The sequence below is a fragment of the Allobosea robiniae genome, from assembly GCF_900102525.1.
GTDB classification, from domain to species: Bacteria; Pseudomonadota; Alphaproteobacteria; order Rhizobiales; family Beijerinckiaceae; genus Allobosea; species Allobosea robiniae.
Genome location: NZ_FNBZ01000001.1, coordinates 920524 through 946622 on the forward strand (window position 1 = coordinate 920524; position 26099 = coordinate 946622).

The window sequence follows — 26099 nt, forward strand, 5'->3', positions numbered from 1 at the left end:
TCAAAAGGCCGGCCGGGGAGAAGCGTCGATGATGAACCTGTTCGATATCATGCAATCGGCCCAGAGCGGGCAGGCGCTGCCGAACCTCGCCCAGCAATATGGCTTGAGCCTGCAGCAGACGCAGGCCGCGCTCGACGCCCTGCTGCCAGCCTTCTCGATGGGGCTGCAGCGGCAGACGCGAGATCCTTATGCCTTCGGCTCGCTCGCCCAGATGATGACGGCCTCGCCCTATGCCCGCTTCTTCGAGGCCGGCGGCTACGGCATCCCGGCCGGCGCCCAGAATGCCGGCAACGACGTGCTGAGCCAGCTCTTCGGCTCGCGCGAGGTCAGCCAGGCCATCGCTGCGCAGGCGGCCGCGACCAGCGGTGTCTCGCAGGCGATCCTCAAGCAGATGCTGCCGGTCATCGCCGCGATGCTGATGGGCGGCCTGTCCAAGACGTCGAGCAACGAGGGCCTGGGTGGCATTCTCGGCCAGTTCGCCGAGATGATGCGCGGCCAGATGCCGGGCATGCAGCCAGCGCCGCAGCAGCCGCAGATGCCCGGAAATCCGTTCGAGGCGATCCTCAAGGGCATGTTCGGACAGGCCGGCGGCCAGCAGCCGCAGCCCAGTCCGCAAGCCGCCCCATCCGACCCGTTCGGTGGCGCGCTCGGCCAGATCCTTGGCGGCATGTTCGGCGGCATGGCACCGCAGCCCGATTCCGAACCGGCGCCCGCTCCGCGCAGCGCGCCACGACGTGCGCCCGCGCCGGAACCCGAGCCCGAGGATGCCCCGCCTTCGTCCTCAGCCTCCGGCCCCGGCTCGATCGGTCTCGATGCGCTCAACCAGATGTTCGAGCATGGCCGCCAGATCCAGGACGACCATCAGAACGCGCTGAAATCGATCCTCGACGCCATGCTCGGCGGCGGACAGGGCCGTCGCTGAGGCGGCTTCAGCTCTTCATCTGCTGAAGACATAAAAAAGGGCGGAAGCACGAAGCTCCCGCCCGCAGGAACGCTGACGCCAAGGGGTCAGGCGCAGCGTGCAACCGCAATATCGGCCTTCTTTGCCAGCATCGGCGTCGAGCCGGCATGGCGCAGGGCATGCTCGCGCCGTGCGGCGGCGAGATCCGACGACGTGCGCGAGCGCTCCGCCAGCACGGCGGACGGATCGTCCAGCCAGGATGCCGCCAGCGCGCCATCGATATCCGAGCGGACGAGGCCGATATCCTTGAGTCCACGCTCGTCGAGCTCAGCCGAAAGACGCATCACCTCACGGCGATGGGCGAGCGCACGCACGAGTTGAACAGCCCCGGCAAACCCGATGGTGGCAACACGCGTGACGCCGGCCGAAACGGTCGAGAGCGACTTCGCGGTGATGGTCATGAGCAGCATGACAGCCTCCTTGGCGGTGCGGAACGTTGATCTGAGTTTCTCCCCCTGCCCGGACGCGCCATTGACAGGGAACTTCGGAGAGCACCCAGACCCTAGCGAAGCTCTGGTCATCAGCCAAACGAATGGTTATGATGTCTCGCAACACTGATATTGATGGACAGTGGACGGGGATCGCCAATGGCCCATGTGCTCGACGCCGATCAGCTCAAGACCTTCGTCGCCATCGCCGATACCGGCTCCTTCACCCGCGCCGCCGAGATCGTCTTCAAGACGCAATCGGCCGTTTCCATGCAGATGAAGCGGCTGGAGGAGCGGGTCGGGCGTCCCCTGTTCGGGCGCGACGGCCGCCATGCCAAGCTGACCGAGGATGGCGAGCGACTGCTCGACTATGCCCGCCGGATCGTGCGCCTCAATCTCGAATGCGTCGCCTCCTTCGCCGATGCCGACCTGAAGGGCCGCATCCGCCTCGGGGTGCCCGACGACTATGCCGACCGTTACCTGCCGGAAATCCTGGCGCGCTTCGCCCATTCCAATCCGCGGGCCGAGGTCACGGTGGTCTGCGAGCCGACGCCGATGCTGGCGGAGCGGATCGCGACCGGTGATATCGACCTCGCGATCATCACCCATGTCGAAAGTCGCAGCCAGGGCGAGATCATCCGCATCGAGCCGCTGCTCTGGGTCACCTCGGCACGTCACAGCGTGCATGAGGAGGATCCGCTGCCGCTGGCGCTGGGGCGGCCGACCTGCAACTGGCGCCAGGCTGCAGTCGATGCGCTGGAATCGAAGGGGCGCCGCTTCCGCGTGCTCTATGCGAGCTGGAATTCCACCGCGGTCGGCGCCGCCGTCCTGGCCGGACTGGCGATCTCGGTCCTGCCGGAGAGCGCGGTGAGGCCGGGCATGCGCATCCTCGGACCGTCCGAAGGTTTCGCGACCTTGCCCTCATGCAAGATCGGCCTGCTGCGGACCCGCTTCGATCCGTCGGTGCTGTCGAACGCGCTGGCCGAGCACATCATCCAGAGCCTCGACAACCTGGCGAGCTTCAAGACGGCGGCCGAGTAGAGTCTCAGGGCACCTTGATCGCGTCGGCCGCTGCCAGCAGGAACGAACTGATCTGGTTCCCGTAGAAGGTGGCCGACGTGATGATCGTGATCGAGACGAGGCCCGCGATAAGGCCATACTCGATCACGGTCGCGCCGCGCGCGTCGCGAGCAAACTCGAGAAAGCTGGCCTTGATCCGCCCCATGCCGCTAGGTTAGTGGCGACCTTCATCCAACTCGTTAATTTCCGAGGCAAAATCCGCTCGAAACGGCAGTTTTCGAGCGGAAAATCTGGTCAGGTGTCAGAGGGCCATCTCGGTCAGCACGGGCTCGACCTTGCTGTGCCAAGCATTGCGGTAACGCTCTTCCAGAGCCTGCGCCAGGTTTCGGCGGCGCTCCAGAATCCCGTGCAGCGGCGCAAGGAAGCGGGTCTCGTCCTGACCGGCGGCATTCTTGAGCGCCCGGCGGGCCAGGCCTGCGCGCGACAGCTCCACGACCTCGGCAGCGATCTCGATGAGCTTGCGCCCGCCGATGCTCGCAGCCAGCCCTTCGCGCGGGACTGCATCGCGCAAAGCCTGCCGTTCCTCCGCGCTCCACCCCTTGACGAGGTCCCAGGCCGCATCGAGCGAGGTCGCATCATAGAGCAGGCCGACCCAGAAGGCCGGCATCGCGGTCAACATGTCTGCCGGGCCGGCATCGGCGCCGCGCATCTCCAGAAAGCGCTTCAGCCGGACCTCGGGAAACAGCGTCGAGAGGTGGTTGGCCCAGTCGGACATGGTCGCCTTCTCGCCCGGCAGCTGCGGCAGCCGGCCGGCCAGCAGGTCACGGAAGGAGGCGCCGGCGACGTCGTGATAGGTATCGTCGCGCTTGACGAAATACAGGGGCACGTCGAGAGCCCAGTCGACATAGCCCTCATAGGACATGCCCTCGTCGAAGGCGAAGGCGAGCATGCCCGAGCGGGCATTGTCGGTATCGCGCCAAATCTCGGAACGCATCGACTGGAAGCCGTTGAGCTTGCCGTCGAGGAAGGGCGACGATGCGAAGAGAGCGGTGGAAAGCGGCTGGAGGGCCAGCGAGACCCGGAGCTTGCGGACCATGTCCGCCTCGCTGCCGAAGTCGAGATTGACCTGCACCGTGCAGGTCCGGAACATCATGTCGAGGCCCATCGTGCCGACCTTCGGCATGTAGTTCGCCATGATCTTGTAGCGCCCCTTCGGCATCACCGGGGTCTGCGCACGGGTCCAGAGCGGGGACGCGCCAAGGGCGGCGAAGCCGATATCGTGCGGAGCGGCCACGGCCTTGACGTCGGCGAGATGGGCCTGAAGCTCGGCCTCCGTCTCATGCAATGTCGCCAGCGGCGCACCCGACAATTCGAACTGCCCGCCCGGCTCCAGCGAGATCGCCCCGCCGCCATCCGGCCCGGCCAGCCCGATGATATGGCCGGCGTCGACGATCGGCTCCCAACCGAGCCGCTGCTGCATGCCTTCCAGAAGAGCCCGGATGCCGCCGGCGCCGGCGCGGCCTTCATAGGGGACGGGCGCGAGATCGCTCCGGTAGAACGGGAATTTCTCGTGCTCGGTGCCGATCCGGAAGGAGGAGGCCGGCTTCTCGCCGGCGGCGATCCACGCAATCAGTTCGGCCTTGGAACCGATCGGGGTCGAATCGGACACGTCGCGAGCCATGGGCGCTCCGGCAGATGGGCAAACAGCCAGCCCCGCGCCGAAGGCGCGGTCAAAGCCGGCAGAGGATGGACAGACATAGGCGAGCGCCGGGCGCTCGACAACGACCGGAACCGTGCATTCGCGCAAAGGCGCCCGGCGCTGGCGGCAGGTCTTGGCACGCTCCCGATCAGGCTCTCGGCCAGTCGCCGAGCACCGCCTGCACCAGCGCAAGCGCAGCCACCGCGGCCGTGTCCGCCCTCAGGATGCGCGGGCCGAGCGAGATCGGCAGCGTGTTGGGCCGCGCCCGGATCAATTGCCGCTCGGCTTCGTCGAAGCCGCCTTCGGGGCCGATCAGGACGGCGAGCGGCGCGGGTCCATGCGCCGCCAGCGCCGCAACCGGGCTCGCCTGAGCCATGCCCTCGTCGCAGAAGATCAGCAATCGCTCCGGCGCTAGGCTTGAGAGCGCCGCTTCGAGCGGACGCTCCGGCTCGATCCCGGGCAGGCTCAGGATACCGCATTGCTCGGCCGCCTCGACGGCGTTGGCGCGCAGGCGATCGAGATTGAGCCGCGAAACCTGCGTGCGGCGGGTCAGGACGGGCTGGAGCAGGCCCGCCCCCATCTCGACCGCCTTCTGCGCCATGTAGTCCAGGCGCGCATGCTTCAGCGGCGCGAACAGATAATGCAGGTCGGCGGCGGGCGGCTGCGGCCTCGTCTGTCTGACCAGTTCGAGGCTCGCCTGCTTGCGCCCTTCCGGCACGAGGCGCGCCAGCCATTCGCCGTCGCGCCCGTTGAAGACGAGCACCGTGCCATCGACCCGCAATCGCAGGACGTTGAGGAGATAATTCGCCTGCTCGCGATCGAGCGGCAGAATCGCCGCCGGTGCGAAGGCATTGTCGATGAAAAGCCGGTGCCGGGCGAAATCGGGAACGGGCATGGGCGCGAGCGGCTCCGGAAATCGGTGGTAATGTCGAGAGCGACGTGAAAAACGCCACAATCACCTTGTAACAGGCAGCGCTTCCCATAAGGCCACCATAGACTCGCAAGAGTCGTTGGCGTTAACAGCGCCTGCTGTTAAGGACGTATTTAACGATCGGCCGGGCGGGCCGGCAATCCGGAGTAAGGACACCATGCGGCGTTGGATGGCTTCAGGCGTTATCGCGGTGCTCGGCCTTGCCGTGGCTCCGCTCCTGTCGGCTGCACCCGCAAGCGCGCAGGTCTCCGGCTGCGAGCAGATCCAGAAGCTGCTCGGCGAGCGCCAGTCGATCGTCGCCAAGCTCACGGCCTCCCAGAAGGCCAAGAAGAAGATGACGCCGCAGGAAGCCTGCAGCGCCTTCGGCCGCCTCGCCAATAATGGCGACGCCGCGATCAAGTTCGCCACGGCCAACCAGGACTGGTGCCAGATTCCGGCATCCTTCATCGAAGGCATGCAGACCGACAACAAGAAGGTTTCCGGCTTCCGCGCTCAGGCCTGCAACGCCGTGAAGCAGCAGGCCGCCATGCAGCGCCGCGCCCGGCAGCAGGCGCAGAGCGCCAGCCCCTTCGGCGGCGCCGATTCCATCACCAGCGGCGCCGGCGGCGGGATGCGTGTCCCGCAGGGCGCGCTCTGACCGGCGCCCTCCGGCGCCATGCCCGACCCGGCTCCCCTCGGAACCATGCCCGGGCGTGACTCGCCCCTGCCCGACGCGCTGACCGGGCATTGGGTCGACACCCGAGCGCCCCTTGCCATCAGGCCATTCCTCAAGCTCGCCCGCATCGAGCGGCCGATCGGATGGTGGCTGCTGCTCATGCCCTGCTGGTGGGCGGCCGGGCTTGCCGCCATCGCCGCCGGCCAGCCCTATCCCAATCCCTGGCACTGCCTGCTCTTCTTCGTCGGCGCGGTCCTGATGCGCGGCGCGGGCTGCACCTTCAACGACATCATCGATCGCAAGCTCGACGCCGAGGTGGCACGCACCCGCGGGCGGCCGCTTCCGTCCGGCCAGGTCACGGCAAAGGCGGCCGCGCTGTTCATGATCGCGCAGGCACTCGCGGGCCTCGTCGTGCTCATGCAGTTCAACCGCTTCACGATCATCCTCGGCATCGCCTCGCTGGCGATCGTCGCGATCTATCCGTTCATGAAGCGGATCACCAACATGCCGCAGTTCGTGCTTGGCCTCGCCTTCTCATGGGGCGGGCTGATGGGCTGGAGCGCGGTCTTCGGCCGGCTCGACCCGCCGGCCTACCTGATCTACGCGGCCGCGATCGCCTGGACCGTCGGCTACGACACGATCTACGCCATGCAGGATCTCGAGGATGACGTCATCGCCGGCATCCGGTCGAGCGCCCGCTATTTCGGTGATCACACGCGCGAGGCGGTGGCGCTGTGCTTCGCGCTGGCGGTGCTGCTGACGGGCACCGCGATCTGGCTGGTTGGCGGCGGCCCCGCCGCCTGGCTCGGCTTCGCCGCCTTCGCCCTTCATCTCGGCCGGCAGGTGACGCGCATCAACGGTGCGAGCGCACCCGAAGCCCTCAGGATATTCCGGTCGAACCGGGATGCCGGCCTGCTTCTGGCGGCCGGGCTCGCTCTCGATGCCGCGAGCCGCGGCTGGTTCTGACGGTCAGTCGGTCATCCGGTCGCCATTGACGATCACCGGCAGTTCGGCGAGGCGGCCCGTCTTGCGACGCGTGAGGAAACGCGGACGGCGACCATTGAGCAGGCCGTGGCGGCGGCGGATACGAATCGCGCCCAGCGCAAGCCGGCCAAGCTGCGGATAAGGCTCGGTCACCGTGCCATCGGCGGCTTCGAGCAGCAGCGGCAAGCCGCTGGTCCGGCCGAAATCACGCCAGAGAGCGACCGCATCCTCCGGATCGGCTGAAGCGACCACGATGGAGCGGCCGTCGCCGGCGGTCAGGGCCAGTTCGAAGCGTTCGTCGTCACCGGCCGGATTGGCCAGACGCAACGCGACGCCGCGCCAGTTGGCGCCGCCGCGCAGGATCCGCACGGGGCCGACGCGCTCGATCGCCGGGGCGACCGGCCGGGCCGGCATCGGATTGCGGGAAACGATCGCTGTGGTGGTCGGACCGCCGGAGAGAGCAGGCACAAAACCGCTCTCTCCGGCGGCCGGCGTGACGCTGGCCATCGGTTATAACGCCTCTCTCTAATCCCTGCTGCAACGGAGCCCTCTGTCGATGCCGGGGCTCTCGTGCTTGCCCTGTGAGGATGGCCGCCAGCCGTGTCCGAGCGCTTAAGGGGTTGGGTTAAAGGAAGGTGTTTTCGCCCTGATCCGGCCCTAAACTGGGGGTTTCCTGCCGGATGCTTGACGGAATCTTTCGATCCGTGGCCGCATTTTCGGCTTGAAACAGCGACTATCGCGGCCGATAGGAAAGTCATGAACGCCACCACGCTACCGATCGCGGCCGAACTGCTGAAAGCCGTCGGCGAAAGCTGCCTGGAAGCCGGCACGATCGCCCTCGATCTGTTCCGGCCCGGCGCGACGGCCGTGGCGCGGACCTGGGCGAAAAGCGGCGGCTCGCCCGTCACCGAAGCCGATATCGGCGTCGACACCTTCCTGCGCATCCGGCTTTCGGAATTGCTGCCGGAAGCGGCGTGGCTCTCCGAGGAGACGGTCGACGACGCCCAACGGCTCTCTCATCGCTATGTCTGGGTCGTCGATCCGATCGACGGTACGCGCGCCTTCATGCAGGGCTCGCCGGACTGGGCTGTCTGCGTCGCGCTGCTCGACCAGGGCGCGCCGATCCTCGGCATCGTCCATGCGCCGGCCTGCCAGGCGACCTATCGTGCGCTCGCCGGTGGCGGCGCGACGCTCAACGGCGAAACCATCCACGCCTCATCCGCGCAAAGCCTGACCGGCGCGCGCATCGCCGGCCCCAAGCCGATGCTCGATGCGCTTGCCCAGTTCGAAAGCTTCCAGGCCGTTGCCCGGATTCCATCGCTGGCGCTGCGCCTGACGCGCATTGCCGATGGCACGATCGATGCCGGGCTGATCTCGCCCGATGCCCGCGATTGGGATCTGGCGGCGGCCGATCTCGTGCTGAGCGAGGCCGGCGGCCGGCTGAGCGACGGCGAGGCCGGGCCCGTCATCTACAATCGCGAAGTCCCTGTCCATGGCATGCTCGTTGCGAGCAACGGCAAGCTCGCCTCGCCCCTGCAGACCGCGATCGAGCGCCTGCGCGACGGACGGACGCAGCCGGCCTGACGATTTTTTTCAACGCTTCCGGCGCGGTCCGCTCGCTTGGACGACCGGGATGGCTTATGGGGGCGCCACGGCCCTTGCAGGAGAGTTCGATGAGCGCGGAACCGGAACAGAAGCAACTCCTTCACCTCGTCCTCGGCGGCGAGCTCGCCTCGCTCGAAGGCATCACCTTCAAGGACCTGGCCAAGCTCGACATCGTCGGCGTCTTCCCGAATTATGCCAGCGCCCACACGGCCTGGAAGGCCAAGGCGCAACAGACCGTCGACCAGGCGCAGACGCGCTATTTCATCGTCCATCTCCACCGGCTGCTCGACCCCGAGACCGCCAAGAGCTGAGCCGGGACGGGCTCTGAGCGACAGGACCTGACGACAGAATCCATGGGTTTTTCGATCCTCAAGACGCGCGTGGCGCAGGAAACGCTCGGCCGGCTGCTGGCCGGCTATCTGCGCCTCGTCCAACGCACGAACCGGATCGTCTTCGAACCCGCCGACATCTACGACCATGTCCGGCCGGATTTGCCACTCATCTTTGCAATGTGGCACGGCCAGCACCTCATGATCCCCTTCGCCCGGCCGGACTGGATGCCGGCCTGCTCGCTGGTTTCGCGCCATGGCGACGGCGGCTTCAATGCGGTGGCGCTGCGCGAGCTCGGCATCGGCGCGATCCGCGGTTCCGGCGCACTCGGCAAGAAGATCCGCGAGAAGGGCGGCGCCGCCGCCTTCCTCGCCATGGTCAGGCGCCTCGCAACGGGCGACACCATGGTGCTGACGGCCGATGTGCCCAAGCGCGCCCGCATCGTCGGCCCCGGCATCATCGCATTGGCACGCGCCTCCGGCCGGCCGATCCGGGCCGTCGCCGTGGTGACCAGCCGGCGCATCGACTTCAACAGCTGGGACCGCGCCTCGATCGGCCTGCCCTTCGGGCGCTGCGCCATCGTCGTCGGCGAGCCGATCCTGGTCGCGCGCGATGCCGACGAGGCCACGCAGGAAGCCGCACGCCTCGCCGTCCAGGCGAGCCTCGACGATGTCCATGCCCGCGGCTACGCGATCGTCGGCAGCCGTGATCCGGGCGCCGGCCTGCGCGAGAAGCAGCTTGCTGCCGGGGCAGCGGCATGAGCGGCAAGGGCGCGATCCTCAGGACCTATCGCTACGCGACGGCGCTGCTGGAGCCGGCGGCGACCGGGCTCCTGCTCTGGCGCCGGCGCCGCGGCAAGGAAGACCCTGCGCGGCACGCGGAACGGCGCGGCCACGCGAGCGTCAAGCGGCCGAACAAGCCCTTGGTCTGGCTGCATGGCGCCAGCGTCGGCGAGACCGTGACCCTGCTGCCCTTGATCGCCAAACTGCAGAAGCGCGGCTTCGCGGTGCTGGTGACCTCGGGCACCGTGACCTCCGCCAGGTTGATGGCGGCGCGACTGCCGGGCGGCGTGATCCATCAATACATCCCGCTCGACGTGCCGCGCTACATGCGCCGCTTCATGGATCATTGGCGCCCGGATCTCTGCATGATCTGCGAATCCGAGATCTGGCCGAACCTGCTGATCGAGGCGCAGCGCCGCGCCATCCCGGTGGTGATGGTCAACGGCCGGATGTCGGAGCGCTCCTTCGCCCGCTGGTACAAGATGCCGAAGACCTCGCGCTTCCTGCTCTCCTGCTTCGAGGCCTGCCTGGCGCAGTCGCAGGGCGATGCCGAGCGGCTGGCCCAGCTCGGCGCACCGCGCGTCAGCGTCGCCGGCAACCTGAAATTCGACGTGCCCGCCCCGCCCGCCGATTCCGATACGCTCGCCATTCTCGACGGCCAGACGACAGGCCGCCCGGTCTGGATCGCCGCGAGCACGCATCCCGGCGAGGACGAACTGGTGCTGGCCGCCCATCTCGCGATCAAGCCTTACCTGCCGAAGCTGCTCACCATCATCGCGCCGCGCCACCCCCAGCGCGGCCCGGAGATCGAGGCGTTGGCAGAGGCGAATGACGTCGCCGTCTCGCGCCGGGCGACCGGGGGAAGCCCGGAACGGACCATCGACCTCTATGTCGCCGACACCGTCAATGAACTCGGGCTGTTCTACCGGCTCTCGCAGGTCGCCTTCCTCGGCGGCTCGCTGGTCGAGGGCATCGGCGGGCATAACCCGATCGAGCCGGCCAAGCTCGGCTGTGCCCTGCTGCACGGGCCCTATGTCCACAATAACGCCGAGATCTTCGCGGCCTTCGACCGCGACGGCGGCTCGCGCGAGGCCGCCGATGCACAGGCGCTGGCCGGTGCGGTGCATCGCTGGCTGAACAACCCGGCCGAGGCCCGGCAGGCGGCGCGTGCCGCCGCGCAGACCGCGACCGAACTCGGCGGCGCGCTGAACCGCACGCTGCATGCGATCGAGCCCTTGCTGATGCGGGTGGCGATTGGCCAGCGCGAGAGCGCGCCCTGATGCTGCGGCGCGCCCCGCGCTTCTGGTGGCGGGAGAAACCCACGCTACTCGCCCGGCTGCTCCAGCCGCTCGGCCTCATCTACGGCCGGATCACCTTGCGACGGATGCAGCAGCCCGGAGCCGAAGTCGGCCTACCCATCATCTGCGTCGGCAATTTCATCGCCGGCGGCGCAGGCAAGACGCCGACCGCGATCGCCATCGCCCGCCTGCTGGACGAGCGGGGCGAAAAGCCCTTCGTGCTGATGCGCGGCTATGGCGGACGGCTTGCAGGGCCGGTCGAGGTCGATCCCGACCGGCATCGCGCGGCGGATGTCGGCGACGAGCCGCTGCTGATGGCGCGCCATGCCCGCACCGTCATCGCGCGCGACCGGGTGGCCGGCGGGCGGCTCGCACGCGGGCTCGGCGCCAGCATCGTCGTGATGGATGACGGATTGCAGAATCCGTCGCTGGTCAAGCATCTCAAGCTTGCGGTGGTCGACGGATCGAGCGGCATGGGCAACGGGCTTTGCCTCCCGGCCGGGCCTCTGCGCGCACCGCTTGCCGAGCAGTTGAGCGAGACGGATGCTGTCATCATGATCGGTTCGGGCGATCCAGGCGACCGCGTCACCGCTGCCGCGCGAGCACAGCAGAAGCCGGTTCTGCACGCCGCGCTCAAGCCAGCGGGCACCGCCGTCGAGCAGTTGCGCGGACAGAAGGTCGTCGCCCTGTCAGGGATCGGCCGGCCGGAGAAATTCGCGGCGACGCTGCGGGAGGCGGGAGCGACCATCGCCGCCGAACAGGTTCATGGCGACCACCACGCCTATGGGCAGGCCGATGTTGCGGTCACGATTGCTGCCGCTCAGGAGCACTCAGCCCTGATCGCGACGACGGAGAAGGACTGGACCAAGCTCGCACCGCTCTGGCCCGAGGATGCGCGCGGGGCGCTGATCGTGGTACCGGTCTCGCTGGTCTTCGCGGAGCCGGTTGCGATCACCGGTCTGCTTGCAGCCCTCGCAAAGGCAGGCTGAGAGCCTCGCCGCTCGTCAGGCCCGGCCGGCGCGGCGCAGCCTGAGCAACGCGGCTTCCGACGAGGCATAGGCTTCCTGCCATTCGATCGACCAGTAGCGGAGATCGTCGAGGCGGATCGGCGCGCCCGTCACGGCGCAGCGCACGAAGGCGCCGGGCTTGACGACGCGGAACTCGCCCGGACCGTAGTCGACCACGGCTTCGGGGCCATGAGGCGGAAGGCGCTCGCTGATATTCATCAAAATTGCATCAAATCATTGATCGGGAAGCGGAAAGCCGGGATACTCTGGGGTTTGTGATAACCTTCTGGTCGGCGATGTCCAGTCTCCAGCGCCTCGCGGCGTGCCTGATGACCCTTGTGCTGCTCGCAGCTCCGGCCGCCCGTGCCAGTGGCTATGAGCGCGTCGCGATTCCGGCCGAGCAGGGAACACTGACGGGCATCCTCTATCTGCCGGCCGGCCAGGGGCCTTTCCCGGCAGTGATCGCCCTGCATGGTTGCGGCGGCTTGTGGCGCGCGCAAGGCCAGCTCTCGATGCGACATGCCGATTGGGGCGAGCGGCTGGCCGGCATCGGCTTCGCCGTGCTGATGCCGGACAGCTTCGGCTCGCGCGGGCTCGGCTCGCAATGCGGGGTGAAGGACCTGACGGTCAGGGCCGGGCGCGAGCGCGTCGCCGATGCGATGGCCGCCCGGATCTGGCTGCAGCAGCGCGACAACATCAAACCCGACGCGATTGCCCTGCTCGGCTGGTCGAGTGGTGGCCTGACCGTGCTGACGGCGATCCGCAAGGAGCGGGCTCCCATCGACGGCAAGCCGGACTTCAAGCGCGCCGCCGCCTTCTATCCTGCCTGCCGGAGCCAGTCGGAATCGCCGAGCTTCTCAGCCCGCATCCCGCTGCTGATCCTGATGGGCGATGCCGACGACTGGACGCCGGCCGCACCCTGCGGACATCTGGCCAAGGCCGCACAAGCGCGCGGCGAGCAGGTCGGCCTCGTGCTTTATCCCGGCGCCCTGCATGATTTTGACCATCCGCGCCTCGAGGTGAAGGAGCGCGAGAACATCGCCTATTCCGCCAGCAGCACCGGCAAGGTCACTGTCGGCACCAATATGGCGGCGCGCGAGGACGCGCTGAAACGGGTCAAGGCCTTCCTGAGCGCGCCTTAAAGTAGAACGGGCGCTCTTCACGAAAACGCGTGTCATCCCGGACGCAGCGAAGCGGAGATCCGGGATCCATGCCTGAACCTCGATCGGAAGCGCTCCGGAATGGATCCCGGGTCAAGCCCGGGATGACGGCGTGTTTCCGCGGACAATCAACAGGTTCTAGAACAGGTCACCCTGCGTTCCCGATGCCGGTCCCTTGCGAACCGGGCGCGGCGCCGGCGGTTTCGCTCCTCCGGCCTCGCCGCCCGCAACGGTGACGCCGAAGCTGCCATCGGCCAGTTGGACCGAAAGCGCCCTGCCCGGCTGGGCTGCCTCGACGCTGCGGACCAGCGCCCCGGCCTCGTCGCGGATCAGGGCATAGCCGCGGGACAGCACCGCTTCCGGCCCGAGCGAGCGGATCAGCGCCCAGAGCGAGGCCAGGCGGTCGGCACGCCGGTGCAGCGCCTGGCCGAAAGCGCGCTCAGCACGCTCAGCCACAGCGGTTCCGCGTTCGCGGCGCTGGATCAGGCTCTGGCCGAAAGCGTTGCGGGCCCGCGTTTCCAGCGTGGTGAGGCGATCGCGGGCATTGGCGATCCGGGTGCGCTCGCCGGCGATGGCGTTGCCGCGGGCTGCGGCGAGCACGCGCCCGAAACCGGCGAGTTCGGCGCGCAGGCGGGCAAGGGCGACGCGGGGCGAGCGCGCCTCCAGCCGGCGCGCGAGAGCCTGCAATTGCTGCTCATGCGTGCGCGCATTGCGGGCCAGCGCAGGCGCCAGCCGCGTCGCGGCGAGATCGAGCCGCTGGCGCGGGCCCGACAAGACCGCTTCCGGCCCCGGCAGGGCGCGGGCGAGCGCCCGCAAATCGCTGCGGCGGCGGTCCGACAGGCGCAGCATCGCGCCGGAATGGCGGCGCGCGAGATCGGCGACGAAGCCCATCAGTTCCGCCCGCACCGGCACGACCTTCTCGGCCGCGCCCGTCGGCGTCGGTGCGCGCAGGTCTGCGGCGTGGTCGATCAGCGTCCAGTCGGTCTCGTGGCCGACGGCGGAGACCAATGGAATCGCCGAATCCGCGGCGGCACGGACCACGATCTCCTCGTTGAAGCTCATCAGGTCTTCAAGCGAGCCGCCGCCACGCGCGACGATGATGACATCCGGCCGCGGAATGCGCCCGCCTGCCGGCAGCGCATTGAAGCCGGCGATGGCGTTGGCGACCTCGGCCGCGCTGGTCTCGCCCTGCACGCGCACCGGCCAGACCAGGACATGGCGCGGGAAACGGTCCTCCAGCCGGTGCAGGATGTCGCGGATGACGGCGCCGGTCGGTGAGGTCACGACGCCGATGACGGACGGCAGATAGGGGATGAGCTGCTTGCGCTCCTCGGCGAAGAGCCCTTCGGCGGCGAGCCGCTTGCGACGCTCCTCCAGCAGCGCCATCAGCGCACCGGCGCCGGCCAGCTCCAGCGAATCGACGACGATCTGGTAGCTCGACTTGCCGGCGAAGGTGGTGATCTTGCCGGTGGCGATAACCTCCAGCCCTTCCTGCGGGCGCGTCTTCAGGCGGCCGAAGACGCCCTTCCAGATCACCGCGTCGATCTTGGCGTTGGTGTCCTTCAGCGAGAAATAGACATGGCCGGAAGCGACCGGGCCGCGATAGCCGGAAATCTCGCCGCGCACGCGCACGAAACCGAAATTATCCTCGATCGTTCGCTTCAGCGCACCGGAGAGGTCCGAGACGCTCCATTCCGGCGCATTGCCGGTCGTCTGCTGCGATTCGCTGGTCATGGCCGGACCATAGCGGGATGAAAGAGACAGCAGAAGCGTTGCCCATGGCGCTAGGTGCCGCTATTGCGCCCGTGACGGAGCGGAGAGCGTGATGAAAATTCTTCTGATCGGTTCAGGCGGCCGCGAGCACGCGCTCGCCTGGGCGATTTCGGCCTCGCCGCTCTGCGACACGCTGTTCATCGCGCCCGGCAATCCCGGCACGGCCCATTGCGGCGAGAATGTCGTGATCGATATCGCCGATCACGCCGCCGTCGTGGCGTTCTGCCGGTTGCAGGGGGTCGGCCTCGTCGTCGTCGGGCCGGAGGGACCGCTCGTCGCCGGCATCGCCGATGATCTCAGGGCGGGCGGCATCAAGGTCTTCGGACCGTCCAAGGCGGCCGCCCAGCTCGAGGGATCGAAGGGCTTCACCAAGGAGCTCTGCGCCGAGTTCAATATCCCGACCGCCGGCTTCGGCCGCTTCGGCGATGCGGCTTCCGCCAAGGCCTATGTCGCGGCCCAGGGCGCACCGATCGTGATCAAGGCCGACGGGCTCGCCGCCGGCAAGGGCGTGATCATGGCTGAGACCCTGGACGAGGCGAACGAGGCCATCGACATGATGTTCTCCGGCAGCTTCGGCGCAGCCGGGGCCGAGGTCGTGGTCGAGGAATGGATGATCGGCGAGGAAGCGAGCTTCTTCGCGCTCTGCGACGGCAAGCATGCGCTGGCTCTCGCCTCGGCGCAGGATCACAAACGCGTCGGCGACGGCGATACCGGCCCGAATACCGGTGGCATGGGCGCCTATTCGCCGGCCCCGGTGATGACGCCCGCGCTGACCGAGCGTGTCATGGCCGAGATCATCCGGCCGACGCTCGCCGGCATGGCCAAGCGCGGCACGCCGTTCCAGGGGGTGCTCTTCGCCGGGCTGATGATCACGGCGCAGGGACCGAAGCTGATCGAATACAACACCCGCTTCGGCGACCCCGAATGCGAGGTGCTGATGCCGCGCCTCAAGAGCGACATCGTGCCGGCACTGCTGGCCGCCTGCGACGGCGTGCTCGACCAGGTCGACCTGCGCTGGCGCGACGAGGCGGCGCTGACCGTCGTGCTCGCGGCCAAGGGCTATCCGGCCAAGCCGGAGACCGGCAGCGTCATCCGCGATGTCGAGAAGGCGGAGGCGCTGGACGAGGTGCTCGTCTTCCATGCCGGCACGAAGCTCTCGAACGGCGATCTCGTCGCCAATGGCGGGCGCGTGCTGAACGTGGTCGCGCTCGGCAAGAGCGTCGGCGAGGCGCAGAAGCGGGCCTATGAGGCCGTCGACAAGATCGACTGGCCCGGCGGCTTCTACCGCCGCGATATCGGCTGGCAGGCGGTGAAGCGCGAGCAAGGCTGACAGGACGCCGCGGCCGGGGCTATGCTCTCAGGCATGGCGAACATCGACAGTCTCTTCCCCGGCTTCAAGGCGCACTGGATCGACGGGCCGGTCGGCAAGATCTTCGCGCGCGTCGGCGGCGAAGGCCCGCCGCTGGTGCTGATCCACGGCTTTCCGCAGACCCATGCCGAATGGCACCGGCTGGCACCGGAACTGGCAAAGACCCACACCGTCGTTTGCCCCGATCTGCGCGGCTATGGCTGGTCGGCCGCGCCGCATGGCGATGGCGGCCGGGAGACCTATACCAAGCGCGGCATGGGCGAGGACATCGTCGCGGTGATGCAGGCGCTCGGCCATATCCGCTTCGGCGTGATCGGCCATGACCGCGGGGCGCGCGTCGCTTATCGCCTCGCGCTCGACCATCCCGGCCGCGTCGAGCGGCTCGTCCTGCTCGACATCCTGCCGACCGTCTCGATGTGGGAAGGCATGAACGCGGCGCGCGCCATGCAGGTCTATCACTGGACCTTCCTGGCCCAGCCCGAGCCGACCCCTGAGAACCTGCTGAAAGCCGATCCGGTCGGCTGGCTCGACCGCACGATCGCGAGCTGGAGCCGGGCGAAGAATCTCGACCTGTTCGACCCGCTGGCGATGCAGTCCTATGCGGAATCCTTCAGCGATCCCTCGCGAACCCACGCGGCCTGCGAGGATTATCGCGCCGGCGCCACCACCGATATCGAACACGACAAGGCCGATCTCGCGGCGGGCAAGCGCATCCTCTGTCCGACGCTCGTCCTCTGGGGCGAGGCCGGTATCCCGGCCAAGGGCGCAAGCCCGCTGGACGTCTGGCACCAGACTTTCGCGCCACAGGCCGAAGGGCAGGCGATCGATAGTGGCCATTTCCTGCCGGAGGAGAATCCGCAGGCAACGCTCGCGGCGCTGAAGCCGTTCCTGGCGCAGGCTTCAGCCTGAGCCGATCCACGGGAACAATCGGCATGCCACGTTCCCGCCCCTCCGAAGCGCCGCCAAGCGGAAGCGCGACCGAGATCGCGCTCGTGCTCGGGGCCGGTGGAGCGCGGGGCCTGAGCCATATCGCCGTACTCGAGGCCTTCGACGAACTCGGCCTCAGGCCCGCGCGAATATCCGGCTGCTCGATCGGCGCCATCATCGGCGCGGCCTATACCGCCGGGCTTTCCGGCCGGGAGTTGCGGGAGCATGTGCTGTCGACCTTCCGCGACCGGGCGCGGGTGATCGCGCGCCTGCTCGATTGCCGCGTCGGCAAGCTCGCCGATCTCGTGCGCGGGCTCGGTAATCCCGTATTGATCGATGGCGAAAGGCTGCTCGACCTGTTCTGGCCAGAGGCGGTGCCGGATCGGTTCGAGGAATTGTCGATCCCATTCACGGCAATCGCGGCGGACTATCACCGCCACACCGTGGTCGCGCTGCATAATGGACCGCTGACGCCGGCGGTCGCCGCTTCGCTCGCCATCCCCGGGCTGGTACGGCCGGTCGCACTCGGCGGGCGCGTGCTGATCGACGGCGGGGCCATCGATCCCCTGCCCTATCGGGAGTTGCTGGCGCCCGGCCGCATCGTGGTCGCGGTCGATGTCAGCGCTCCCATGGCCGAGCCCGGCGAAGCCCGCATTCCCGGCGCGATGGAGGCGCTCGTCGGCGCCTCGCAGATTCTGACCCGCACGCTGGTCCAGCGCTTGATCGAGCAGGAGCCGCCGGACATCCTGATCCGTGCGGGAGCCGACCGCATCGGGGGGCTCGATTTCTTCAAGGCGAAGGCGATCCTCGCGGCGGCAGAGCCGATCAAGGACGAAGTCAAGCGAGCGCTGGCTCGCGCTCTCGAAGCGCAGGGCTGACCGGCTCCGGCGCATCGCAGCGGAAGCCGGGCAACGCGGCCTCCAACACCCCTCGCCCCTCATCCGTCAGGATGACGGCGCGGCTGTCCTTGCGGCGGCGGACCCAATCCATCTCGAAGCAGCGGCAGGCCAGAGCGGCGGCGAGATGGCCGGCCAGGTGCGGCCGGCGCTCGCTCCAGTCGAGGCAGGGGCGCAAGGCGGCGCGGCGGATCCTGGCGGTGGCGTCAGGATCAAGACCTAGTGCCCTGAAGATCGCCTTGCCTGAGGCGGTCAGTGCATAACCGCCTTCGCTTGCGGCGAGATGGCCGCCAGCCATCAGCGCATCATGGATGCCGATGCCGAGCCGGCCGGCGAAATGGTCATAGCAGGTGCGGGCCTGGCTCAGTTCGGCGCCGACACGGGACGGCAGGCGCCGACTCGTGCCGTCAAGATTGGCCAGCACCATCAGCCCTTCGAGCGCCGTCGCCACTTCAGGCCCGGCGAGCCGGTAATAGCGATGGCGCCCCTGCGCTGCGACATGGATCAGGCCGCCTTGCATCAGCTTGGCGAGGTGGCCGCTCGCGGTCTGCGGCGCGATACCGGCGATCCAGGCGAGCTCCTTTGCCGTCAGCGCGCGCCCGTCCATCAGCGCGTGCAGCATGTTGGCGCGGGCCGGATCGCCCATCAGATGGGCGATCTCCGCGAGATAGGGACCTTGTGTGCTCATCACCGCATGATGCGCCATCCCGCCATCGCCGCAAGCGGGAACGCTACGGCGCCGGCCGTAGCATCGGGCCGCGACAGCCGCCCACGGCAATGCCACAAGCAGGGCATGGACAACACAGCTCTCCTCATCTTCGTCACCGCGACCTTCGTGTTCGCCGGCTTCGTCAAGGGCGTTATCGGGCTGGGATTGCCGACCATCGCGGTCGGCATTCTCGGCGTGGTGATGGCGCCGGCGCAGGCCGCAGCATTGCTGGTCGTGCCCAATCTGGTCACCAATGGCTGGCAGATCGCGACCGGCCCCAAGCTGCTCTCAACCTTGCGCCGGCTCTGGCCGATGCTCGCGACGATCTGCCTGGGCACCTGGGCCGGCGCCGGGCTTCTGCAACAGCAGAAGGACGGCAGCGCCACGCTTTGGCTGGGCCTGGCGCTGGTGCTCTATGCGCTCGTCGGCCTGAAGGCGGCGAAGCTGCGCGTGCCACCCCGCTGGGAAGGCTGGCTCGGCCCCGTCATCGGCTTCACCACAGGCGTGGTCACGGCGGCCACCGGCGTCTTCGTCCTGCCGGCCGTGCCCTATCTGCAGGCGCTCGGCTTCGACAAGGACGAGCTGGTGCAGGCACTCGGCATCTCCTTCATCGTCTCGACGCTGGCGCTCTCCTTCGGCCTGATCGGTGCCGGGGCGCTGAACGGCACCGTCGCCTGGCAGTCGCTGCTCGCGCTCGTGCCGGCATTGATCGGTATGGGCGGCGGCCAGTTCATCCGCAGCCGCATCTCGCCGGCGACCTTCAAGATCTGCTTCTTCGCCGGCCTCCTGGCGCTCGGAACCTATCTCTGCTGGCGCAGCCTCGGCTGACGGCCTTAACCGGGCGCTAACCATACGGGCGCAGCCTCGACCGCCAGCAACGGGAGCGCCTCACATGGATGCCTTCACCATGGTCATCCTGGCCTGCGTCGCCGGCGAGGCGCATTGCGCCACCAGCCGCGTCAGCGAAATGGGCTTCACCACGGCGCAGGCCTGCGAGGCGCGGATCGACGACATCGCTCGCACGATGACCAAGGAATTCGGCAAACGCCCGGAATTCAAGGGCCGGCAGGTGACCTATGACGTCTCCTGCATGGACCGCGCGCAGCTCTCAGCGAAATTCGGCATCGCCTCGTCGGATACGTAAGCGTCAGCGCCGCTCGCGAAAGAAGTCCTTGAGTAGCGCCGCAGCTTCCGTCTCGCGCAAGCCGCCATAGACTTCGGGCGCATGGTGGCAGGTCGGGCTCTCATAGAGCCTGACGCCGTTCTCGACCGCGCCGCCCTTCGGATCGCCCGCGCCGAAATAGAGCCGCCTGATCCGGGAGAACGAGATCGCCGCCGCGCACATCGGGCAGGGCTCGAGCGTGACGTAGAGATCGCAGCCGATCAGGCGCTCGCTGCCGATCGCCTCGCAGGCGAGCCTGAGCGCGAGCATCTCGGCATGGGCGGTCGGGTCCTTCAGCTCCAGCGTGCGGTTGCCGGCCTGGCCGAGCACCACACCGTCGCGCAGCACCACCGCGCCGACCGGCACCTCGCCGCGCAAGGCAGCCGCCTTCGCCTCGTCGAAGGCGAGCGCCATGGCGTCGACGGTGGATGAGTGTTGCGGCAGCGACATCGAAAACCCCAGCTTTGACGCTCGCAGCGAAGGAAAGCCTCTGCTACAAGCGCCGGTTATAGCGAATAAGCGAGCCAGGCCTTTCCCGCAAAGCGGTTGTGCTCGGCCGGCTCAGGAGCAACCATGAAAGACGACGACAACAACAGAGGCCGCGGTCCACGCAAGGGCGGCGGCACCGGCGGCCGTGGACCCGGCGCCGGTGGCAAAGGCTTCGGCGGCAAGAGCTTTGGTGGCCGCCCCGGCGGCGAGGGTCGCGGACCTGCGCGCGACGGCGAACGCAAGCCTTTCCGCAGCCGCCCGGCCGGCGATGACCGCCCGGCCCGCGATGGTGAACGCAAGCCCTTCCGCGGCCATTCGGCTGGTGACGAGCGCCCCGCCCGCCGCTTCGAGCGCCCTGCCGGCGCCGAGGGCGAGGCTCCGCGTCCGCGCCGCTTCGATGGCGACCGCCCGGTCCGCTCCAGGACCGAAGGCGAAGGTCGCGGCTTCCGCGAGCGGACCAGCGATGAGCGCCCGCAGCGTCCGGCACGATCCGGTGAGCGCCCCTTCGCCGGCCGTGACCGGCCGCAGGGTGACCGGCCGCCACGTGGCGAGGGCCGCGATGGCGAAAAGCGCTTTTCGCGCCCGCGTGCACCGCGTTTCGAGGGACAGGATGATCGTCCGCGCCGTCCGCGCGAGGAAGCGCCCGAGCGCAAGCTGATCACAGCGGAGGAGCCGGAGCGGATCGCCAAGGTGATGGCGCGTGCCGGCATCGCCTCGCGCCGCGACAGCGAGGCGATGATCGCGGAAGGCCGCGTCAGCGTGAACGGCACGGTGCTGGACAGCCCGGCCCTCGACGTCAAGCCGACCGATATCGTGCTGATCGACGGCGAGCCCTTGCCGGCCCGCGAGCGCACGCGGCTGTGGCTCTATCACAAGCCCCGCGGCGTCGTGACGACCAATTTCGACCCGGAAGGCCGCCCGACCGTCTTCGACGTGCTGCCGGAAGACCTGCCGCGCGTGCTGACCATCGGCCGGCTCGACATCAACACCGAAGGCCTGCTGCTGCTGACCAATGATGGCGGGCTGGCGCGGGTTCTGGAGCTGCCGGAGACCGGCTGGCTCCGGCGCTACCGCGTGCGCGCCTTCGGCGAGGTGACGCAGGACGTGCTCGACACGGTCAAGGACGGTGTCACCATCGACGGCATCCAGTATGGGCCGGTGATCGCCCGCTTCGAACGCCAGCAAGGCTTCAACACCTGGCTGACGGTCGACCTGCGCGAGGGCAAGAACCGCGAGGTCAAGACCGTGCTCGAGCATCTCGGGCTGACGGTGAACCGGCTGATCCGCATCTCCTTCGGGCCGTTCCAGCTCGGCGAGCTCGAAGAGGGCGAGGCCGACGAAATCCGCTCGCGCGTGCTGCAGGACCAGCTCGGCAGCGAGCTTACAGCCAAGGCCGGCGCCGATTTCGAATCGCCGCGCCGCGATGCCCTGCCCACCGCACCGCGCCCGGCTCCGGCCGGCGACGATCGCCCGCGGCGCCGCCGCGACGAAGCCGGCCGGGACGACGAGCCCGCCCGCGCGCCGCTGCGCGGCGACAAGCCCTGGACCCGCACCGTCTGGCGCGATGCCGAAACCGAGCCGCAGCGCGAGCGCAAGGCTCCGCCACGCCGTGGTGCCGATCCGAAGCTGGAGCGGCAGGAGCGCGAGGCCACCGGCGACGTCAAACGCCGCCGCGACACGCCGATCGCCGACCCGAAGGGCCGGCGCGTGCTGGTCGAGCGCGTCCGCGCGCCCGTTTCGGAAGAGCGCGCCGCTCCCGAACGCGAGAGCAAGCGCCGCCCCGACCGCAAGCCGCGCCAGGAACGCGGTGCCCAGGAGCGCGGTGGCGACGAGGCGCGCGCACCGCGTTCCTTCGAGCGCTCTGGTGGCGACGACAGGCCGGCACGGCGCCCGCGCCGCGAGGACGACGGTCGCGACCGCGGCGGCGATCGCCCTTGGGAGGATCGCGCTCCCCGTGGCGAACGTCCCGACCGTGCTCCACGCGACGGCACTGAGCGCCCTGCCCGTGCCTTCCGCGAGCGTTCAGCCGAAGACCGGCCGCGTGGCCGCAGCTTCGGTGACAAGCCGGGTGGCAAGAGCTTCGGGGGCCGCTCCTCGGAGCGGCCGGCAGGCGGCGGACGCCCGTTCGGCGGCAAGCCGGGCGGCCGGCCGGGTGGTGGCAAAGGCCCACGCCCCGGCGGCGGCGGCAGAGGCCCCCGTCCCGGTGGCGGTAGCCGCGGCTAAGCGATGCGGATCGTCGGTGGACGCCTGCGCGGCCGGCCATTGGCCGGCCCGAAACCGGGGATCGGCAGCATCCGGCCGACCTCGGACCGTCTGCGCGAATCTCTGTTCAACGTGCTCGCCCATGCCTATGGCGAGACGGTCGAGAGCGCGCGCGTGCTCGATCTCTTCGCCGGCACGGGCGCGCTCGGCTTCGAGGCCTTGTCGCGCGGCGCGGGTTTCGCGCTGCTCGTCGATGACGGTACCGAGGCACGCGGCATTATCCGCGAGAACCAGATGGCGTTGGGGCTTGCTGGCTTCAGCCGCATCTTCCGCCGCGACGCGACCAAGCTCGGCCCGATCACCGGCATGGCCCCCTTCGGCCTCGTCTTCTGCGATCCGCCCTATCGCAAGGGGCTGGGCGAGAAGGCGCTAATCTCGGCCCGCGAGGGCGGCTGGCTGGCGCCGGATGCATTGATCGTTCTGGAAGAGGCCGCAGATGCCGAGATCAGCCTGCCCGAAGGCTTCGAAGAGCTGGAACGGCGGAGTTATGGCGAGACGCAGGTGGTGATGCTGCGGGCCAAGGAATAGGCACTCGAAGCGGCAGGCCAAACCGGCAGACAATTCTGCGTCTGACCGCGGGCGGGCCGACCCGGGCCATGCTTCAAGAGGCGCGGCAACTTTGTTTTCGAAGAACGCGCCAACGCCGCGGCTGGCCGGAGGCGCGCTTCGCGCCCGGACGCCAAGGGCGTATTCTAGCTTCAATTGCGGCACTGCCGGATCTGCGAGCCTATGTCGGGCGTTGTGGCGATACGGAGCCTCGCAGCTGGAGCCGGGGCCAGCTCTCAGGAGCGAAAACGATGTCCGGACATGCTCTTCTGAACGCGCAGACCGTCGAGGACTGCATCATCGACCAGGGCTGGGAGCGCTACACCGCCGAGGACCACGCCATCTGGCGTGTATTGTTCGAGCGCCAGCAGCGGACCCTGAAGGGCCATGTCTGCCAGGAATATCTCGACGGCCTTGCAGCGCTCGGCATCGGCCCCGAAGGCGTGCCGGATTTCGCGCGCATGAACGAGCGGCTGCGGCGGCTCACCGGCTGGGAGGTCGTGGCGGTTCCGGGGCTGATCCCGTCGCGCCCCTTCTTCCAGATGCTGGCCAACCGCCAGTTTCCGGCCGGCACCTTCATCCGCAGCCGCGAGCAACTCGACTACCTGGAGGAGCCCGACGTCTTCCATGATGCCTTCGGCCACGTGCCGCTGCTGACCAACCCCGCCTATGCCGACTACATGAACGAGTACGGCCGCATCGGGCTTGTCGCGGTCGAGACCAAGGGGGTGAAGTTCCTCGCCCGCCTCAACTGGTACACCATCGAATTCGGGTTGATCCGCAAGCCCGAGGGCATCCGCATCTATGGCGCGGGCATCGTCTCGTCCTTCGGCGAGGCGAAATATGTGGTGGACGATCCTTCCGCCCACCACCTTGCCTTCAATCTCGAGCGCGTGCTGCGCACCGGCTATTACATCGACGATTTCCAGGCGAGCTATTTCGTCATCGACCGCTTCGAGCAGCTGTTCGACTTGCTCAGGCGCAGCGATTTCGCCACCCGCTTCGACGAACTGCGTACCCAGCCGACCCAGACGCCCTTCGAGATCCTGCCGCAGGACGTGGTCGTCCGGAAAGGCAGCGGCCATTTCTGGCGCGATTTCCCGACAACGAAGACGAAGCTGAAGTGAGGTTGAAGCCGAGCCGTAGCTTGGGTCGGCAACAGACGCCGACGCCTCACCGCCGCCCGAACAGCCGCTCAATATCCGTGAGCTTCAGTTCGACATAGGTCGGCCTGCCGTGGTTGCACTGGCCGGAATTAGGCGTGACCTCCATTTCGCGCAGCAACGCGTCCATCTCCTCGGGGCGCATGCGGCGGCCGGCACGGACCGAGTTGTGGCAAGCCATCGTCGCCAGAACATGGTCGAGCCGGCGTTCCAGCGAGCCTGCCGTACCGTGCTCGGCGAGCGCATCGGCGACGTCGCGGACGAGGCGTTGGAGATTGCCGCCGGCGAGCTGGCTCGGTGCCTCGCGCACCAGCACCGCGCCAGGGCCGAAGGATTCCAGCACGAGGCCGAGGCTTTCGAGCTCGCCGCCCGCCGCAATCAGGCGGTCGGCATCGACAGGGTCGAGCTCGACCACCTCCGGCAGGAGCAGGGGCTGGCGGGCGATGCCGTTGCGGGCGCGCTCGGCCTTGAGACGCTCATAGACGAGGCGCTCATGGGCGGCGTGCTGGTCGACGATGACGACGCCCTCGCGGGTCTGGGCGACGATATAGGTCTCATGGACCTGGGCGCGAGCGGCGCCGAGCGGCCGGTCGAGCGCATCGGCCGAAGGCTCGGCGAGATGGGCGCGGGCGTCGGCGGAGGATGCGACGAAATCGGCGAAGCCGGATTGCGGCGCGCTCGCCGGGGTTGAGGCCGCGGCGTTCCAGCCCGGCGCCTGCGGGAAGTTCGGGCGCGGGATCGCGTTACCACCGCCGCCCATCGAGAGCACGGCGCGGAAGGCATCGAGCGTGCGGGCGCCGCCCGTCGTGGTGGCGCGGTGGCCGGCGGCGGCGAGCGCCGCCTTCAGTCCGGAAACGACGAGGCCGCGCACCAGAGCGGGGTCGCGGAAGCGCACCTCGCTCTTGGCCGGGTGGACGTTGACGTCGACCGAGCGCGGATCGCAGCCGACATCGAGAAAGAGCACCGGGTGCCGGTCCGAGGGCACGACATCGGCATAGGCGCCGCGTACCGCCGAGAGCAGCAGCTTGTCGCGCACCGGGCGGCCGTTGACGGCCAGATGCACGCCGGCAGAGGTGCCGCGATGGAAGGTCGGCAGACCGGCAAAGCCGGAGATGCGGAAGCCCTCGCGCTCGGCCTCGATCTTCAGCGCATTGTCGGGGAAATCGCGCCCAAGCGCGCGGCCGAGACGGCGCAGCAACCCTTCCTCGCCGATCGGCTCGGCCGGCCAGTCGAAGGCGCTGACATGCTCGCCCTCCAGCGAGAAGCGCACCTCGGGATGGGCGATGGCGAGGCGGCGCAGCATCTCGGAGACGGCCTGCGCCTCGGCGCGGTCGCTCTTCAGGAATTTGAGGCGGGCCGGGGTGAAGATGAAAAGATCCGAAACCTCGATGCGCGTGCCCGGCGCCGCGGCGACGGGACGAACGACGCCCTTCTCGCCCGCCTCGACCACGAGGCCGGAGCCCTGCGCGGCATCGCGCTGGCGCGTCGCGATCGAGAGCCTCGCGACCGAGCCGATCGAGGGCAAGGCCTCGCCGCGGAAGCCGAGCGTGTCGATGGCGAAGAGATCGCTGTCGGGCAGTTTCGAGGTGGCATGACGGTCGACCGCGAGTTCGAGGTCCTCGGGCGTCATGCCGGCACCATCGTCGACGACGCGGATCAACTCGCGGCCGCCACCCTGGATGGTGACAGCGATGGCGCGCGCGCCGGCGTCGATCGCGTTCTCGACGAGTTCCTTCACGGCGGCGGCCGGCCGCTCGATCACCTCGCCGGCGGCGATGCGGTCGACCAGGACGGGATCGAGGCGGCGAACGGTCATGGTGCTCTGGCGGTCATCGGAAAACAGGGCTCGTCATTCTCGGGCGGAGCGCAGCGCAGACCCGAGAATCTCTCTCCGAAAGAGGCTCCAGAGCCTTCATGTCATGAGATGCTCGGGTCAAGCCCGA

Annotated in this window: 28 protein-coding genes; 18 read left to right on the forward strand and 10 right to left on the reverse strand. The window is 68.7% G+C overall.

The features are described 5' to 3' along the window. Window positions 1–28: 28 nt before the first annotated feature. A complete protein-coding gene (locus BLQ70_RS04220; RefSeq protein ID WP_091855908.1) occupies window positions 29–922 on the forward strand; it encodes a DUF937 domain-containing protein in 894 nt (297 codons plus the stop codon). Window positions 923–1008: 86 nt separating this feature from the next. Here BLQ70_RS04220 and BLQ70_RS04225 read toward each other — a convergent pair whose 3' ends face one another. After that, the gene (locus tag BLQ70_RS04225) at window positions 1009–1371 is read right to left on the reverse strand and encodes a DUF1127 domain-containing protein (RefSeq protein ID WP_061964908.1); all 363 of its coding nucleotides are present in this window, start codon (window positions 1369–1371) and stop codon (window positions 1009–1011) included. 177 nt (window positions 1372–1548) lie between these two features. Here BLQ70_RS04225 and BLQ70_RS04230 point away from each other — a divergent pair, with 177 nt between their 5' ends. Next, window positions 1549–2430, forward strand: a complete 882-nt coding sequence (locus BLQ70_RS04230) for a LysR substrate-binding domain-containing protein (protein WP_061964910.1) — start codon at window positions 1549–1551, stop codon at window positions 2428–2430. Between the two features lie 4 nt (window positions 2431–2434). Here the strand turns inward: BLQ70_RS04230 and BLQ70_RS04235 are convergent, their stop codons facing one another. From BLQ70_RS04235 to BLQ70_RS04245, 3 genes are all read right to left on the reverse strand, one after another. Further along, window positions 2435–2614 (reverse strand): Flp family type IVb pilin, encoded by a 180-nt coding sequence (locus BLQ70_RS04235; RefSeq protein ID WP_061964912.1) that lies wholly within the window; start codon window positions 2612–2614, stop codon window positions 2435–2437. A gap of 96 nt (window positions 2615–2710) precedes the next feature. Then, the gene (locus tag BLQ70_RS04240) at window positions 2711–4090 is read right to left on the reverse strand and encodes a glutamate--cysteine ligase (RefSeq protein ID WP_091855909.1); all 1380 of its coding nucleotides are present in this window, start codon (window positions 4088–4090) and stop codon (window positions 2711–2713) included. Between the two features lie 166 nt (window positions 4091–4256). Further along, entirely contained in the window at window positions 4257–5003 is a 747-nt protein-coding gene (locus BLQ70_RS04245; protein WP_091855910.1) for a 16S rRNA (uracil(1498)-N(3))-methyltransferase, read from the reverse strand. 205 nt (window positions 5004–5208) lie between these two features. Here BLQ70_RS04245 and BLQ70_RS04250 point away from each other — a divergent pair, with 205 nt between their 5' ends. Both BLQ70_RS04250 and ubiA read left to right on the forward strand, forming a co-directional pair. Then, window positions 5209–5676 (forward strand): hypothetical protein, encoded by a 468-nt coding sequence (locus BLQ70_RS04250; RefSeq protein ID WP_061964918.1) that lies wholly within the window; start codon window positions 5209–5211, stop codon window positions 5674–5676. 18 nt (window positions 5677–5694) lie between these two features. Further along, entirely contained in the window at window positions 5695–6660 is a 966-nt protein-coding gene (ubiA, locus tag BLQ70_RS04255) for a 4-hydroxybenzoate octaprenyltransferase (RefSeq protein WP_061964920.1), read from the forward strand. 3 nt (window positions 6661–6663) lie between these two features. On the opposite strand, the gene BLQ70_RS04260 is transcribed toward ubiA, so the two are convergent. Then, window positions 6664–7185, reverse strand: a complete 522-nt coding sequence (locus BLQ70_RS04260) for a DUF6101 family protein (protein WP_091855911.1) — start codon at window positions 7183–7185, stop codon at window positions 6664–6666. 249 nt (window positions 7186–7434) lie between these two features. Here BLQ70_RS04260 and BLQ70_RS04265 point away from each other — a divergent pair, with 249 nt between their 5' ends. The 5 genes from BLQ70_RS04265 (at window position 7435) to lpxK (ending at window position 11682) form a co-directional block, all read left to right on the forward strand. Next, a complete protein-coding gene (locus tag BLQ70_RS04265; RefSeq protein ID WP_091855912.1) occupies window positions 7435–8262 on the forward strand; it encodes a 3'(2'),5'-bisphosphate nucleotidase CysQ in 828 nt (275 codons plus the stop codon). Between the two features lie 89 nt (window positions 8263–8351). After that, on the forward strand, window positions 8352–8594 hold the full coding sequence (locus BLQ70_RS04270; protein WP_082617077.1) for a DUF4170 domain-containing protein: 243 nt from the start codon (window positions 8352–8354) through the stop codon (window positions 8592–8594). A 42-nt stretch (window positions 8595–8636) separates the two neighbouring features. Continuing rightward, a complete protein-coding gene (locus BLQ70_RS04275) occupies window positions 8637–9374 on the forward strand; it encodes a lysophospholipid acyltransferase family protein (protein ID WP_091855913.1) in 738 nt (245 codons plus the stop codon). After that, window positions 9371–10675 carry a 3-deoxy-D-manno-octulosonic acid transferase gene (locus tag BLQ70_RS04280; protein ID WP_091855914.1) on the forward strand — a complete coding sequence of 435 codons (1305 nt, stop codon included), beginning with the start codon at window positions 9371–9373 and terminating at the stop codon, window positions 10673–10675. The genes BLQ70_RS04275 and BLQ70_RS04280 overlap by 4 nt, the downstream gene beginning before the upstream one ends. Then, a complete protein-coding gene (lpxK, locus tag BLQ70_RS04285; RefSeq protein WP_091855915.1) occupies window positions 10675–11682 on the forward strand; it encodes a tetraacyldisaccharide 4'-kinase in 1008 nt (335 codons plus the stop codon). The genes BLQ70_RS04280 and lpxK overlap by 1 nt, the downstream gene beginning before the upstream one ends. 15 nt (window positions 11683–11697) lie before the next feature. Here lpxK and BLQ70_RS04290 read toward each other — a convergent pair whose 3' ends face one another. Next, window positions 11698–11919 carry a DUF2093 domain-containing protein gene (locus BLQ70_RS04290; RefSeq protein WP_061964934.1) on the reverse strand — a complete coding sequence of 74 codons (222 nt, stop codon included), beginning with the start codon at window positions 11917–11919 and terminating at the stop codon, window positions 11698–11700. A gap of 110 nt (window positions 11920–12029) precedes the next feature. Here BLQ70_RS04290 and BLQ70_RS04295 point away from each other — a divergent pair, with 110 nt between their 5' ends. Beyond that, a complete protein-coding gene (locus BLQ70_RS04295) occupies window positions 12030–12842 on the forward strand; it encodes a dienelactone hydrolase family protein (protein WP_244511891.1) in 813 nt (270 codons plus the stop codon). A 156-nt stretch (window positions 12843–12998) separates the two neighbouring features. Here BLQ70_RS04295 and xseA read toward each other — a convergent pair whose 3' ends face one another. Beyond that, complete coding sequence (gene xseA, locus BLQ70_RS04300) at window positions 12999–14594, reverse strand: exodeoxyribonuclease VII large subunit (protein WP_091855917.1); 1596 nt, start codon at window positions 14592–14594, stop codon at window positions 12999–13001. Window positions 14595–14685: 91 nt separating this feature from the next. On the opposite strand from xseA, the gene purD reads away from it, so the two are divergent. Genes purD through BLQ70_RS04315 form a run of 3 tightly spaced genes read left to right on the forward strand, consistent with a single transcriptional unit; the run spans window position 14686 to window position 17807 of the window. Further along, the gene (gene purD / locus BLQ70_RS04305; RefSeq protein ID WP_091855918.1) at window positions 14686–15963 is read left to right on the forward strand and encodes a phosphoribosylamine--glycine ligase; all 1278 of its coding nucleotides are present in this window, start codon (window positions 14686–14688) and stop codon (window positions 15961–15963) included. Window positions 15964–15996: 33 nt separating this feature from the next. Continuing rightward, entirely contained in the window at window positions 15997–16911 is a 915-nt protein-coding gene (locus BLQ70_RS04310; protein WP_091856170.1) for an alpha/beta fold hydrolase, read from the forward strand. Window positions 16912–16934: 23 nt separating this feature from the next. Beyond that, the gene (locus BLQ70_RS04315) at window positions 16935–17807 is read left to right on the forward strand and encodes a patatin-like phospholipase family protein (protein ID WP_091855919.1); all 873 of its coding nucleotides are present in this window, start codon (window positions 16935–16937) and stop codon (window positions 17805–17807) included. Here the strand turns inward: BLQ70_RS04315 and BLQ70_RS04320 are convergent. Continuing rightward, window positions 17767–18531, reverse strand: a complete 765-nt coding sequence (locus BLQ70_RS04320) for an ArsR/SmtB family transcription factor (RefSeq protein WP_244511892.1) — start codon at window positions 18529–18531, stop codon at window positions 17767–17769. The genes BLQ70_RS04315 and BLQ70_RS04320 overlap by 41 nt on opposite strands. Before the next feature lie 87 nt (window positions 18532–18618). Between BLQ70_RS04320 and BLQ70_RS04325 the strand changes: the two genes are divergently transcribed. After that, a complete protein-coding gene (locus BLQ70_RS04325; protein WP_091855920.1) occupies window positions 18619–19362 on the forward strand; it encodes a sulfite exporter TauE/SafE family protein in 744 nt (247 codons plus the stop codon). Between the two features lie 64 nt (window positions 19363–19426). Beyond that, the gene (locus tag BLQ70_RS04330; protein WP_091855921.1) at window positions 19427–19678 is read left to right on the forward strand and encodes a hypothetical protein; all 252 of its coding nucleotides are present in this window, start codon (window positions 19427–19429) and stop codon (window positions 19676–19678) included. Window positions 19679–19681: 3 nt separating this feature from the next. Here the strand turns inward: BLQ70_RS04330 and BLQ70_RS04335 are convergent, their stop codons facing one another. After that, entirely contained in the window at window positions 19682–20146 is a 465-nt protein-coding gene (locus tag BLQ70_RS04335) for a nucleoside deaminase (protein WP_091855922.1), read from the reverse strand. Between the two features lie 123 nt (window positions 20147–20269). On the opposite strand from BLQ70_RS04335, the gene BLQ70_RS04340 reads away from it, so the two are divergent. The 3 genes from BLQ70_RS04340 to phhA all read left to right on the forward strand — a co-directional run bounded on the left by BLQ70_RS04340 (window position 20270) and on the right by phhA (window position 24120). Further along, on the forward strand, window positions 20270–22408 hold the full coding sequence (locus BLQ70_RS04340; RefSeq protein ID WP_091855923.1) for a pseudouridine synthase: 2139 nt from the start codon (window positions 20270–20272) through the stop codon (window positions 22406–22408). Window positions 22409–22411: 3 nt separating this feature from the next. Beyond that, on the forward strand, window positions 22412–22975 hold the full coding sequence (gene rsmD, locus BLQ70_RS04345; RefSeq protein WP_091855924.1) for a 16S rRNA (guanine(966)-N(2))-methyltransferase RsmD: 564 nt from the start codon (window positions 22412–22414) through the stop codon (window positions 22973–22975). Between the two features lie 269 nt (window positions 22976–23244). Beyond that, window positions 23245–24120, forward strand: coding sequence for a phenylalanine 4-monooxygenase (phhA, locus tag BLQ70_RS04350; protein ID WP_091855925.1), 876 nt, complete (start codon window positions 23245–23247; stop codon window positions 24118–24120). Window positions 24121–24166: 46 nt separating this feature from the next. Here phhA and mutL read toward each other — a convergent pair whose 3' ends face one another. Then, window positions 24167–25972 (reverse strand): DNA mismatch repair endonuclease MutL, encoded by a 1806-nt coding sequence (gene mutL, locus BLQ70_RS04355; RefSeq protein ID WP_091855926.1) that lies wholly within the window; start codon window positions 25970–25972, stop codon window positions 24167–24169. Between the last annotated feature and the right edge of the window lie 127 nt (window positions 25973–26099).